This window comes from Paucisalibacillus algeriensis, from assembly GCF_000577245.1.
GTDB lineage: Bacteria > Bacillota > Bacilli > Bacillales > Amphibacillaceae > Ornithinibacillus.
Genome location: NZ_CBYO010000014.1, coordinates 382,316 through 394,908, shown reverse-complemented (window position 1 = coordinate 394,908; position 12,593 = coordinate 382,316). Strand labels below are relative to the sequence as shown.

General features: G+C 35.3%; 13 protein-coding genes. 11 read left to right on the top strand and 2 right to left on the bottom strand.

Features of this window, described 5'->3' with window-relative positions; translation table 11 throughout:
* Positions 1–197: 197 nt before the first annotated feature.
* Positions 198–419, bottom strand: coding sequence for a small acid-soluble spore protein SspI (sspI, locus tag TY11_RS11580; RefSeq protein ID WP_042146273.1), 222 nt, complete (start codon positions 417–419; stop codon positions 198–200).
* Positions 420–517: 98 nt separating this feature from the next.
* Here sspI and TY11_RS11575 point away from each other — a divergent pair, with 98 nt between their 5' ends.
* From TY11_RS11575 to TY11_RS11535, 9 genes are all read left to right on the top strand, one after another.
* Positions 518–1,255 carry a TrmH family RNA methyltransferase gene (locus TY11_RS11575; RefSeq protein WP_042146271.1) on the top strand — a complete coding sequence of 246 codons (738 nt, stop codon included), beginning with the start codon at positions 518–520 and terminating at the stop codon, positions 1,253–1,255.
* 589 nt (positions 1,256–1,844) lie between these two features.
* Positions 1,845–2,879 (top strand): phenylalanine--tRNA ligase subunit alpha, encoded by a 1,035-nt coding sequence (pheS, locus tag TY11_RS11570; protein ID WP_042146270.1) that lies wholly within the window; start codon positions 1,845–1,847, stop codon positions 2,877–2,879.
* Between the two features lie 13 nt (positions 2,880–2,892).
* Entirely contained in the window at positions 2,893–5,319 is a 2,427-nt protein-coding gene (gene pheT, locus TY11_RS11565; protein ID WP_042146267.1) for a phenylalanine--tRNA ligase subunit beta, read from the top strand.
* Positions 5,320–5,513: 194 nt separating this feature from the next.
* Positions 5,514–5,963 carry an NUDIX hydrolase gene (locus TY11_RS11560; protein WP_042146265.1) on the top strand — a complete coding sequence of 150 codons (450 nt, stop codon included), beginning with the start codon at positions 5,514–5,516 and terminating at the stop codon, positions 5,961–5,963.
* A gap of 21 nt (positions 5,964–5,984) precedes the next feature.
* The gene (locus TY11_RS11555; protein ID WP_042146263.1) at positions 5,985–6,338 is read left to right on the top strand and encodes a DUF6176 family protein; all 354 of its coding nucleotides are present in this window, start codon (positions 5,985–5,987) and stop codon (positions 6,336–6,338) included.
* Between the two features lie 13 nt (positions 6,339–6,351).
* Positions 6,352–7,203, top strand: a complete 852-nt coding sequence (locus TY11_RS11550; RefSeq protein WP_231495809.1) for a GNAT family N-acetyltransferase — start codon at positions 6,352–6,354, stop codon at positions 7,201–7,203.
* A gap of 21 nt (positions 7,204–7,224) precedes the next feature.
* Positions 7,225–8,118 (top strand): GNAT family N-acetyltransferase, encoded by an 894-nt coding sequence (locus TY11_RS11545; RefSeq protein WP_042146261.1) that lies wholly within the window; start codon positions 7,225–7,227, stop codon positions 8,116–8,118.
* A gap of 20 nt (positions 8,119–8,138) precedes the next feature.
* Positions 8,139–8,981, top strand: coding sequence for an SDR family NAD(P)-dependent oxidoreductase (locus TY11_RS11540; RefSeq protein ID WP_042146259.1), 843 nt, complete (start codon positions 8,139–8,141; stop codon positions 8,979–8,981).
* Positions 8,978–10,501, top strand: a complete 1,524-nt coding sequence (locus tag TY11_RS11535; RefSeq protein WP_042146256.1) for an AMP-binding protein — start codon at positions 8,978–8,980, stop codon at positions 10,499–10,501. The genes TY11_RS11540 and TY11_RS11535 overlap by 4 nt, the downstream gene beginning before the upstream one ends.
* 93 nt (positions 10,502–10,594) lie before the next feature.
* Here the strand turns inward: TY11_RS11535 and rnhC are convergent, their stop codons facing one another.
* The gene (gene rnhC, locus TY11_RS11530; RefSeq protein ID WP_042146255.1) at positions 10,595–11,530 is read right to left on the bottom strand and encodes a ribonuclease HIII; all 936 of its coding nucleotides are present in this window, start codon (positions 11,528–11,530) and stop codon (positions 10,595–10,597) included.
* Positions 11,531–11,693: 163 nt separating this feature from the next.
* On the opposite strand from rnhC, the gene zapA reads away from it, so the two are divergent.
* Together zapA and TY11_RS11520 are read left to right on the top strand one after the other, a co-directional pair.
* Complete coding sequence (gene zapA, locus TY11_RS11525; protein ID WP_042146252.1) at positions 11,694–11,957, top strand: cell division protein ZapA; 264 nt, start codon at positions 11,694–11,696, stop codon at positions 11,955–11,957.
* Between the two features lie 7 nt (positions 11,958–11,964).
* Positions 11,965–12,516 (top strand): CvpA family protein, encoded by a 552-nt coding sequence (locus tag TY11_RS11520; RefSeq protein WP_042146251.1) that lies wholly within the window; start codon positions 11,965–11,967, stop codon positions 12,514–12,516.
* Positions 12,517–12,593 lie beyond the last annotated feature (77 nt).

Sequence of the window (12,593 nt, the reverse complement as noted above, 5' to 3'; positions counted from 1 at the left end):
AAACTAAAATGAATAAAATTACCTATTTAAGAGGGTTTTAATGATTTTTAAGTAGTTCTTTTTACCTGATATCATTAGCCTATCAGCAGTTGAATTTTCTGTTATTAAAATATATTAGACAAGCTTAGGTAAAATGACTTATTTTTAGAAAAAAAAGAAGGTATCATATTGATACCTTCTATACTTCCTGATGCTATTTAGCTAGTTGTTGCGTTTTTAACACCTTGTTCTAATGCCTCGACCATTTCTTGCTTCTCTTGTTCATCAGATTGATTCCATATTAACTCAAATAATACACCGAGTCCCGGTAGCATCTTTTCCTCACCAGATTGAATAGCATCTACGATAGTTGCTTCAAGTTGGCTCTGGTCATTTGATTCAATATTGGAAAGAATCGCATTACGTAAATTCAAATTCAAATAAATCACCCCTTATTTGGATTAAACTATGGATAGTTTGACCAGATTAGTCTTAAATATGTATGATGGTATGAGATTAAAGATAAGGAATGAAATAAATGTTAACATCTATTAAAAATGAAAAAGTTAAAAACTGGCGAAAACTTCATAATCGTAAAGATAGAGAAAAGTCTGGAACCTTTTTAATTGAAGGGTTTCACTTGATAGAAGAAGCAATAAGGAGTCATTGGGAAATACAAGAGGTCATTCTTCAAGCAGGGGTTGAACTGCCAGATTGGGTTGGGGAAATTAATGTGGTAGAAGTTGACGAGAAGGTATTTCACCATATTTCGCAAACAAAAACTCCACAGGGAATTGCAGCAGTTGTTGACTTTAAAAAGGTAAAGAAGGTAAGCGGAGAATTTGTATTATTACTTGATCGTATTCAAGATCCAGGTAATTTGGGGACGATTATTCGTACTGCAGATGCAGCAGGTTTTGATGCTGTAATTCTAGGTGAAGGTACGGTTGACCTCTATAATGATAAAACAATTCGTGCAACGCAAGGATCCGTATTTCATATTCCTGTGGTTCAGGAAAATCTTTTTGAGCAAATACATAATCTGAAAAAAGAAGGGTTCAGAATTTGGGCTAGTGCACTCACTAATTCAAAAGATTTCCATACAATAAAGACTAATTCAAGAGTTGCTCTAGTTTTAGGTAATGAGGGAGCCGGAATTCAACCGCAAATATTGGAAGTAGCTGATGAAATTGTAAAAATTCCAATCTACGGGAAAGCAGAATCCCTTAATGTAAGCATTGCAGCAGGAATTCTAATGTACCATATAAAAGGATAATTCTTGCAAAACTTCGGTAAAATGACTATAATTTAATCTAAATGTAAATAGAAAAAAGCAATGAAAGAGCGATTAACAGTATCGATATGGATTACAGGGAAGAAATGCCCTAGACTGCAAGCATTTCTACCATAAACTGTTTAATCTTTCACTCTGGAGCTGACACTCGGACCTAATTAACATTAGTAAAGGTGTTCCGGATCAAATCCGTTATGCAAACTTAAGTTGGACACATCATTAAAAGTGTCAACAAGGGTGGTACCGCGACCAAAGCCTCGTCCCTTTTTTAGGGATAGAAGGCTTTTTTATTTGGTAGAGTTTTTTGATAGCTTTTAAGAAATTTGGAATAAAGAGTTAAATATTCTTGGATTCTGCAGGGAGCGGGCCGAATACACGTAGACTCCCGCGGGAATAGTGGCAAAGGTTTTCGATGGGGCGAGTAAACGCAGTCCCAAGGGTGAGACCCCGCAAGAGCTTAAGCTCTGAGGAGGCTCACCGCCACCCGCAAAAAAGCGTAGGACCGCGGACTTGGCCGAAGAATAGACTCACTTTATTAACTTAACATAATGATTAATAGGAGGTAAAAACCATGCAAGAACAATTAAAAGCAATACAACAAGAAGCACTTGCAAAAGTACAAGAAGTAAACAATTTAAAAGAGCTACAGGCCATTAAAGTTTCTTACTTAGGAAAAAAAGGCTCCCTTACTCAAGTACTACGTGGAATGGGCAAACTTTCCCCAGAAGAAAGGCCAATCGTTGGTGAAGTCGCTAACCAAGTACGCGAAGCGATCACTAATGCAATCGAAGAAAAAAATACAACCCTTGAAAATGCTGCTTTAGAAGAAAAACTACAAGCAGAAGCAATCGACGTGACGTTACCAGGACGTCCAACAAAAGTTGGAGGACCACATCTTCTTACTAAGGTTATTGAAGAAATTGAGGATTTATTTATTGGTATGGGATTTGAAGTGAGGGAAGGTCCTGAGGTAGAAACAGACTATTTCAACTTTGAAGCATTAAACTTACCTAAAAACCACCCAGCAAGAGATATGCAGGATTCATTTTATATCACAAATGAATTATTACTTAGAACCCATACTTCACCAGTACAGGCTCGTACAATGAAAGAGTATAAAGGTGAAAAAGCGTTTAAGATGATTTGTCCGGGTAAAGTTTATCGTCGTGATACTGACGATGCAACACACTCTCATCAATTTACTCAAATTGAAGGGCTATTTGTGGATAAAGATGTTAAAATGAGTGATTTAAAAGGCATTCTTAACTTGTTTGCGAAGAAAATGTTTGGTGAAGAACGAAACATTCGCTTACGTCCAAGCTTTTTCCCATTCACAGAACCATCAGTTGAAATGGATATTTCCTGTAAGGTGTGTCAAGGTGAAGGTTGTTCTGTATGTAAAGGAACAGGTTGGATTGAAATTTTAGGAGCAGGAATGGTTCATCCGAAAGTACTGGAAATGGGTGGATACGATCCAAAAGTTTACTCAGGATTTGCTTTTGGAATGGGGCCAGAACGAATTGCAATGTTGAAATATGGTGTAAATGATATTCGTCAATTCTATTTGAATGATAGTCGATTCTTAAAACAGTTCCATCAAGCTTAAGGAGGTCTGAAACATGTTAGTTTCATTAAATTGGTTAAAAGAATATGTAGAAATAGATGGTATTAGCCCAGAAGAACTCGCAGATAAAGTAACGAGATCCGGGATTGAAGTAGATAATGTTGAGTATGTTGCAGAGAACAGTTCCAACGTTGTAATCGGTTATGTTGAATCATGCGAGAAGCATCCAAATGCGGATAAGTTAAATCTTTGTCAGGTGGATGTTGGTGAAGAGAAACTACAAATTATTTGTGGTGCACCAAATGTGAGTCAAGGTCAAAAAGTAGCCGTCGCAAAACCGGGAGCAGTTTTACCAGGAAATTTTAAAATTAAGCGTGCAAAACTTCGTGGTATCGAGTCAAATGGTATGATTTGCTCCTTACAAGAATTAGGCTTTGATGAAAAGCATATTGCAAAAGAGTATGCAGAAGGGATTTTTGTGTTTCCTGAAGACGCACCAGTCGGGGAAAGTGTAGAGCCTCTATTAAATTCAACTGATGCAATCTTAGAATTTGATTTAACACCTAACCGCGCAGATTGCTTAAGTATGCTTGGTGTCGCTTATGAGGTTGGTGCTTTACTTGATAAGCCAGTTAACTTACCAAGTGAAGAAGTTCATGCAGGGGAAGAAAAAGCAGCCGATTATATATCAGTTAAAGTAGAAGATGAAAAACTAAATCCTTACTACGGTGCTTTTGTTATCAAGGATGTTGAAATAAAACCTTCACCACTTTGGATGAGAAATTATCTGTTAGCTGCGGGTATCCGTCCTATTAATAATGTAGTCGATATAACAAACTATGTGCTTTTAGAATACGGTCAACCACTACATGCATTTGATTATGACCGATTAAACTCTAAAGAGATTGTTGTTCGTACCGCAAAACAGGATGAAACTATTGTTACGTTAGATGATGTAGAGCGTACCCTAAATCCTGAAAATCTTGTCATTACAAATGGTCAAGAACCAGTTGCACTTGCTGGGGTTATGGGTGGAGCAAATTCAGAGGTAACAAGTGATACTAAAAATATTCTATTAGAAGCGGCTTACTTTGATTCTGTTTCTGTAAGGAAAACAGTGAAAGCTACTGGTCTTCGTAGTGAATCTAGTACTCGTTTTGAAAAAGGAATTGATCCAAATCGAGTAAAACATGCTGGTCTACGTGCATGTCATCTGTTAGAAAAATATGCAGGTGGAAAAGTACTTGAAGGTGTTGTGGAATTCGATACCTTAGATCGTTCTGAAAAAGAAGTCGATATTGATACAGAAACGATTAACAATCGACTAGGAACTGATATTTCTTCTGATGAAATCGCAAAAATTCTAGAACGACTACAGTTTAATTTTGATCGTAATGAAGATCGCTTCAAGGTATATGCTCCATCTCGTCGTGGTGATATTACTATTTTTGAAGATATGTTAGAGGAAGTAGCGAGAATTTATGGTTACGATAATCTTCCATTTACATTACCAACTGGTACTGCAACTGCTGGTGGTCTAACAAAAAGACAACTGTTAAGGCGTGCAGTTAAGAACTACTTAGAGGGCGTAGGATTATTGGAAACAAGAACCTATTCCTTAACGAGTGAAGCATATATTCAAAAACTTGTAAGTAATGAAGTAAAAACATTAAATCCAGAACCGATTAGCTTGGCAATGCCAATGAGTGAAGATCATAAGTATTTGCGCTTAAGTATTTTACCTGAGCTCTTAAAAACGGTTAGTTATAATCTTGCAAGAAATCAATATAACCTTTCCTATTATGAAATAGGTTCAATCTTCGTTACCAATGAAAAAGATTTAACGAAACAACCAGATGAGCAATTAAGACTTTCAGGAGTGTTAACTGGTAAATGGTTAGAGCATCTATGGCAAATGGAAAATAAGAAAGTTGATTTCTATCTTGTAAAAGGTATTGTGGAAGGTTTATTTGAACACCTAGAATTACCTTTAACTGTCAATCAGGCTCAACTATCTTATATGCATCCTGGCCGAACTGCTAGCCTTATGTTAAATGGTAAAGAGATTGGGTTTATGGGTCAATTACATCCAGCACTTGAAAAAGAAATGGATCTAAAAGAAACCTATGTATTCGATATTAATATGGAAACTGTACTTGAAGAACATCATCACGAACCAAGTTATACACAAATTCCAAGATACCCATCCGTAACAAGGGATATTGCATTTGTATTGGATAATGATGTTCATGCTGGTGTTGTTCAAGCGACAATCTCTGAAGTTGGTGCTCCACTTGTAAAACAAGTAAACGTATTTGACCTATATAAAGGGGAAAACCTACCAGAAGGCAAGAAGTCTGTAGCATACAACTTACTATACCAAGACCCAGAAAAGACACTAGTAGACGAAGAAGTAGAAAAATCTTACCAAGAAATAATTCAGGCAGTAAACGAAAAATATAACGCATATGTAAGATCATAATTCATTCGATAAATTCAGAGCCGGTTCGGATGATGCAGGGACATAGATCACATAGTCAATATAGACTGTGTGATCTTTTTTTTGGTATTGAATTGGAAAAATACAGTGAAAAGGAGAAAAAGCGTTAAAGGAGTCAGAGTATTATGATAGAATATGAATTACTCTTAGGATTATTTATATTGGGGGATTAAAACATGGGATACATAGAAGAATTAAGAAAGCAGGTTGGTAGTCAACCTTTAATTTTAGTTGGGGTTGCAGTTGGGGTTATCAATGATAAAGGTGAAATATTGCTACAAAAAAGGCATGATGGCAGGTGGGGAGTGCCTGGTGGGTTTATTGAATTAGGAGAATCAACAGAAGAAGCTGGCAGAAGAGAAGTTTTGGAAGAGACAGGAATTGAAATTGGAAAAATGGATCTAATTACTGTTGTCTCAGGTAAAGAACACTTTGTTAAGCTACCAAATGGTGATGAATTTTATTCGGTGACTATTGCTTACATTTCCAACGATGTTGTAGGTGGAGAATTAAAAGCGGACGGCGTTGAATCAGTAGAAGCTATGTTTTTCAAACCAACTCAATTACCTGAAAGTCTAAATCCATTGATTAAACAAATAATATACTCATTTGCTACAAGAAAATAACAGTTAAACGGAGTGGTGGTTATGAACGTAGAGTTAACTAGGTTTAGAGTTAAAGAAGGTAAATCAGAAAAAGTTGATGAATGGTTAAGGTTTTTGAACGAAAATATGAAAGATGTTCTTCTCACTTTGGAGGATGAAAAGATGTATGTGGAAACCATTTTTCGAGAGACACTTAATGGAATGGAGTACTTATATTGGTATTCCGTGCAAGGTAAAGGTGGACAAGAAGTTGAGGAGTCAGAAAGTTGGATTGATAAAAAGCATTTAGAGTTCTGGGATGAATGTATCGATCCAACATTTAGACCGGTCGATTTATCGACAGAGGTTGTTATGATCCCTGAAAAAATTCAAAAGGCAATGGATGTTAAAATATAGAGGGTGATTGAAGTTGAGCAATACTGATTTTCGCTACACGAATAGAATGAATCGCATAAAGAGAAACGCGGAGAAAGAATCCCTTATTTCGAAGGCTGGAGTAATAAAACCTGCTCATTTACTAATCGCTTGTTTGCAAGAAAAAGGCGGTGCGATGGGTGAGTTAATTTTATATGCTGACATCTCTTTAGACATACTTCGGGAAGCTGCGGGAAGTATGGAAACCTATAAAACTATTAAAGTTGATTTCTTTAATAATTTAGTAACGGAAGAAGTAGCTGAAGTATTCGGTGTCGCTGTTGATTTGATGAAGCGTTATAACCAGATTTTTGTTAATGAAGGACATTTGCTAAAGGCACTAATTACGACAAAAGTATTGGATGCATATTTATCTGAAGAAGCAAAGCGGATTATTCTAACACTCGGTACAACCTCCCGAGATATGATTACCCATCTTGGGAACTATACTTTTCCTGAAGTCAATTGCGAACAATTAAGAAAAGCTAAACCAGATGATGAAGAAAAACTTGTTAGTTTTGTGGAAGAGAACTTTTCAGATGAGTGGGCTGGAATAATAAAAGATGCCTTTTTATCTAGCGAACCTACAGTTTATGTAGCTCTTGATGAAAATGATAATTTTATAGGTTTTGCGGCCTTCGATGTTTATCAAAATAAAAAAGGATATTTCGGACCAATGGGAGTAGTGACTACGAACCGTACCCATGGCACAGGTTATGCTCTTCTTCATCATTGTTTAAAAGAGATGAAAGAAGTTGGATATGAATATGCGATTATTGGTGGTGCTGGGCCAATTGAATTCTACGAAAAAGCTTGCAATGCGGTAGTGATTCCAGTAGCAAAGTAGAAGTAAAAAGGGGAAACACTTATGGTAACAATTGAACTAATGAAACAAAATGAATTAGAGAATGTGTCAAAGTTTATATCAGAATTAAATAACAATGAAGAATCCCATATAGGATTCTGTGGAAAAGATAGTAAGGAAATTGCAGAATACATAAAGGAGGAAATTCCATATACTGAATGCTTTGTAGTTGCTTATGATGCAGAGAAATTAGTCGGAGTCATTGGCTATGACCCTGATTATGATAGTAGTGTCGCAGAAATATGGGGGCCGTTCTTGTTAGAGGAACATTGGAAAACTGCTAATGTGATGTGGGAAAGATTGATGGGCATTCTACCGAATAAGATAAATGCTATTCACATGTTTCCAAATAAGAAAAATAAAAAAGCATGTGAATTAGCAACTAACAATAATTTTACAAAACTTAGTGATCAAGCAATATTAGTGTTTAACCGTAACGATAGCCAACTATTACCTGATGTGCATATGAAAGAACTAACTCCTGAATATCACTTCGATATGGAAAAATTACATGATGAAACCTTCCCAGGTACTTATTACAGTGGGCAACAAATTATCAGACGGTTGAATGAAAATAATAAAGTTTTTATAGTAACTGAAAATGAGGAACTTTGTGGATATATCTATGTTGAGGCTGATCCGGAATATGGGGAATCTAATGTTGAATTTTTCGGGGTAGAGAAGTCGAAAAGGGGGAAAGGCATAGGGGTGCAATTATTAACTGGCGCAATAAACTGGCTGTTTTCATTTGAAGCCACAGATTCTATTATTCTCACGGTTAATTCTGAAAGTGAAATCGCTATTAAATTATATAAGAAAGTTGGCTTTCAGCTACGACATGAGTTGCATTATTTTAAAAAGATTATACGAGCAAAGGTTAACAGTTTGTGTGAATAAATAGTCAGTAGGGTAGTGGTATGGTGAAAACAAATGCCTTAATGGAAAAAGTCCTTTTTCCCCGGACATTCATAAATAAAAATAAACTTTATAATGAATTAACTGGTAAAACAATTCTAATTACGGGTGCTAGTTCGGGAATAGGTGAGCAGCTAGTTTATTATTTAGGAGATATAAATTGTCATTTAATACTAGTGGCTAGAAGAAAAGATAAGCTATTAGACATTCGGAATATCATTAAAGCAGCAGAGGTAAGTATTTTCGCTGCGGATTTAAGAGATGAATATGATAGGAATGAATTTCTTGTATTTATTAACAAGCTAGATCATATAGACTACTTTGTAAACAATGCTGGGATATCCATTAAAAGATCGATTTATGATTCTTTGGATCGATTTCACGATTTTAAGCGATCCATGGCAATCAATTATTTTGCACCTGTTGAAATTTTGTTATCTATCATTCCGCTTCTAGAAAAAAATAAGGGACAGATCATAAACGTTTCAACAATAAATACACTACTGATACCGTTTCCTAATTTTTCTGCTTATCAAGCATCAAAACAAGCTTTGGATACTTGGTTTCAATCTGTTTCACCTGAGTTAAATGTTAAAGGAATATTCACAACTTCTATTTATCTGCCATTAGTTCGCACACCAATGATTGAACCGACAACCGGATATCAGAGAATGCCAGCAATGTCTTCTGAGCATGTTGCTATTATTATAAGCAAGTCTATGTATACAAAAAGAACTAGATTTAAACCTTGGTGGATTATTGGTGGGCAAGTAGCATCACTTCTATTTCGTGGATTATGGGGAAAAATCGGGAAAAGTTTTATGAAAAAGAGGGGATCACGATGAAAGTTATAAAACTAATTCTCGTATTATATAAAGTTAATTTACTTTCGCCTTCAAGTATAGTTTATCTACTGAAGGCTCTTTTTCATTCCGGGATGAATTTAATGACACTATTAGAAGTAGCTGCTATACGTTATGGAAATCAAATAGCTATAGTAGACGATGAATCAACAATCACCTATAAGGATTTACTCTATAAATCAAATAGTTTAGCTAATTACTTTTCTAGCGGATTGAATTTGCATAAAGGAAAAAAGGTAGCAATTCTTTGTCGCAATCATATCTCACTTATACAAACTATATTTGCTGTTTCTCGAGTAGGATCGGATATATATTTCCTAAATATAGAAATTGGGAAAGAGCAGCTAAAGGAATTGGTGAAGTATGGCAAATATGATGTGCTTGTTTATGATTTTGAATTTAATTGTCTTATTGAAAGCTTGGACTTCACAGGGGTTAAATTTATTTGTAACAAAAATATAAATCATAATACCAGTACAGACCTTCCAAGAGTTTCAAGTGGAAAGATTATTTTACAAACTGGAGGAACAACGGGAAAACCAAAAGAAGCAAGACACAAGCCTTCTCTATTTAACTATTTAGATCCATTTATTGCCTTTATACAAAAACTGAAGGTATCCGACTATCAAACAGCTTATATTGGAACGCCAATCTTCCATGGATATGGTATAGCTGTATTATTGTTGTTTATTCCATTAGGTAAGAAACTTGTGATTACCTCTCGCTTTAAAGCTTATGAGGCTTGTAAATTAATTGAAAACAACCAAGTTGAGTTTATAACCGTTGTTCCAGTTATGTTGGATAGAATGTTGCAATGTAATGTAAAAGAATTAAGTTCATTACGCTGTATTGCATCAGGTGGAGCTAAGCTTAATTCCAAGCTCGTGAGAAGAACTCTTAATCACTTGGGGGATGTTCTATACAATTTATATGGTACTTCAGAAGCAGGGCTTAATATCATTGCTGGCCCAAAAGATTTACAGTACTCACCAAACACATTAGGGAGGAAAATAGCTGGTGTCCATTTAAAGTTAGTAGATAGAAATGGTCATAACGTAAAAACGGGGGTTATTGGAGAGTTTGTAGTTCGAAATTCTTGGTCCATGAAAAATAAAAATAAGGGTTGGATTAGAACTGGGGATATGGGCTATAAAGATAAAAATGGTTACTTATTTTTGAGTGGTCGAACTGATGAAATGATTATATCAGGTGGAGAAAATGTTTTTCCTAATAACGTCGAACAAACCCTTTATGATCACCCTCAAATAGAGGATGCTATTGTAATAGGAGTGAAGGATAAGGAATATGGACAGCGGCTAAAAGCTTTTGTTAAAACAAAAGGACTAACAGAACATGATATCAGAATCTGGTTAAAGGATAGAATTGCTAGATATCAAATGCCCAAAGAGATTATTATCGTGAATGAAATTCCATATACACCAGTCGGTAAGCCTGACAAGAAAAGATTAATAGAAAATGAAATCAATCGTGCCAAACTTTAGTAACAAATCCATTTAATATATTTGACCCAGAATAAAGGTCCCGGGCTCTCTTCCGAATTCGAGAAAATCCAAGAGGCCTGGCACCCTCCTCATCTATAAATACTGTCTTGCTTTCTGTGTATTTGCAAAGTGTACTTTTGCACAGGAATTGAGTTTACCTTCTCCTTTTTCGAGTATTATTCTAGCAATTGTTTGATCGACTATCTTGGATGCTCCTTTTTTCAATTCAAAACCCATATCTTCAGAAAGCTTATCCATTTCCTCTACAAAGCTTGCTCTGGCAATAATAGACCCAGTGGCAACTGCAATCGAATAACTTTCAGCTTTGGTCATGAAATAGGTATTGTTTGGAAGTACGCCTTGCTCTGAAGCAATATGTCTTTTATAGATACCAGGCTCACAAAACTGGTCGATAAGAATTCCATCATATTCTGCATTGCCAATCTTTTTTAATAGTTTCTGGATAGCGTGATGATGGAGCATTGCCTTCATCTTTCCTTGTGACCACCCTCTCTTTTGCAAGGTGTTGTATTTGGGATTATGTAAAATTAATAAAGAGTATGGTATGCGTAAGTTAACAATTTCTTTTGCTAATTTTAAGATAGTATCATCTGTTAAGTTCTTCGAATCCTTAACTCCTAGTTCCTTAAGTAATCTAATTTGAGATGGAGTTACATAAGCACTAGCAACTGTAATAGGACCAAAGTAATCACCGGTTCCAGCTTCGTCCGAACCAATGTGGGAAGAAGAAAAAAGAGATTCTGGTGGTGTATAAAAAGATGTTTTCGGAGATTTTTTTGCTTTTGAATCATTCGGTTGTATAACTTGATTATCTGCCCATTTCTCATATTCTATCTGTGGGTTATTTCCTTGAAATAATACCTTTCCAGATCTATATGCTGTAATTACTGCATCCTTCGTTTTTGCTCTGAAAATAGCCCCTTGTGGAGTTGAAGTTAGTGATTTATGATAATATTGTTTCATTTTTTCTATAGTTTCGACTGATAATACATAAACGTTTTGAGACATAAAAAACACCCTTTCTTTACAATATTGACTATATCAAAGTATGAACAAGAAAGAAATGTAAAAAAATCTGGGGAGAACAGTTTCCCATTTGTTATCTTCATGTTAAGATAAACTATAAGAAAAAATGCTAGAATCGTAAGAATTAAGTAGGAGGCTAACCCCAGTGACCCAAAACTCAGAAAAAACTCGGGTAACAGTTGAAATAAGAAATAGATCCTATACAATTGTCGGTGATGAGGAAGCTAGCCATGTTCGTTTAGTTGCTAGTCTAGTGGACCAAAAAATGAGAGAAATACATGAACTGAATCCATCACTTGACACAGCAGCTCTTGCTGTTTTAACTGCAATAAATTCCATGAATGATTATTTAACTTTAAAAGAAGACTATGCAACACTATTAGGTTCAATAAAAAAAGAAAGAGGATAAACGGCTCATGATAGATTTGATACTAATATTATTATTGATTTTCGGATTCCTTGTGGGACTTAAAAGGGGTTTGATACTTCAGGCTGTACATTTAATTGGATACATAGCTGCATTTATAGTTGCTGCCGTATTTTATGATGACCTTTCAAGTAAATTAGCACTTTGGATACCTTATCCAGAATTACCAGATGAAAGCCTTTGGGCAGAATTTTTACAGACTCTACCATTAGAAAGTGCTTTTTATAATGCGATTTCTTTTGCAATTATCTTTTTTGTCGTTAAATTTGGTTTGCAAATTTTTGCATCTATGATTGATGTAATTGCCTCATTACCAATCTTGAATTCTATCAATAAAATATTAGGTGCTATTTTAGGATTCCTTGAAATTTATTTGATTCTTTTTGTCATCCTATACATACTTGTATTAACCCCACTTGGAGTTATTCAAGAATGGGTAAATGATTCAAGTGTCGCGTTATTTATAGTTGAGAATACACCATATTTCTCAGAGAAAATAAAAGACCTCTGGTTTACCCATGTTGTGACCATGATTAATTAATAAAAAAAGGGCTAATTCAAATACTAGGAATATCATTGTATGGTCGGTACAATACAGATAGCTCCTAATTGAATTAG

What these genes read in the sequence shown, in the direction of transcription:
- TY11_RS11540 (WP_042146259.1), top strand. Translation starts at nt 8,139, where the DNA reads ATGGTGAAAACAAATGCCTTAATGGAAAAAGTCCTTTTTCCCCGGACA.
- TY11_RS11545 (WP_042146261.1), top strand. Translation starts at nt 7,225, where the DNA reads ATGGTAACAATTGAACTAATGAAACAAAATGAATTAGAGAATGTGTCA.
- pheS (WP_042146270.1), top strand. Translation starts at nt 1,845, where the DNA reads ATGCAAGAACAATTAAAAGCAATACAACAAGAAGCACTTGCAAAAGTA.
- TY11_RS11555 (WP_042146263.1), top strand. Translation starts at nt 5,985, where the DNA reads ATGAACGTAGAGTTAACTAGGTTTAGAGTTAAAGAAGGTAAATCAGAA.
- TY11_RS11520 (WP_042146251.1), top strand. Translation starts at nt 11,965, where the DNA reads ATGATAGATTTGATACTAATATTATTATTGATTTTCGGATTCCTTGTG.
- TY11_RS11560 (WP_042146265.1), top strand. Translation starts at nt 5,514, where the DNA reads ATGGGATACATAGAAGAATTAAGAAAGCAGGTTGGTAGTCAACCTTTA.
- TY11_RS11575 (WP_042146271.1), top strand. Translation starts at nt 518, where the DNA reads ATGTTAACATCTATTAAAAATGAAAAAGTTAAAAACTGGCGAAAACTT.
- TY11_RS11535 (WP_042146256.1), top strand. Translation starts at nt 8,978, where the DNA reads ATGAAAGTTATAAAACTAATTCTCGTATTATATAAAGTTAATTTACTT.
- rnhC (WP_042146255.1), bottom strand. Translation starts at nt 11,530, where the DNA reads ATGTCTCAAAACGTTTATGTATTATCAGTCGAAACTATAGAAAAAATG.
- pheT (WP_042146267.1), top strand. Translation starts at nt 2,893, where the DNA reads ATGTTAGTTTCATTAAATTGGTTAAAAGAATATGTAGAAATAGATGGT.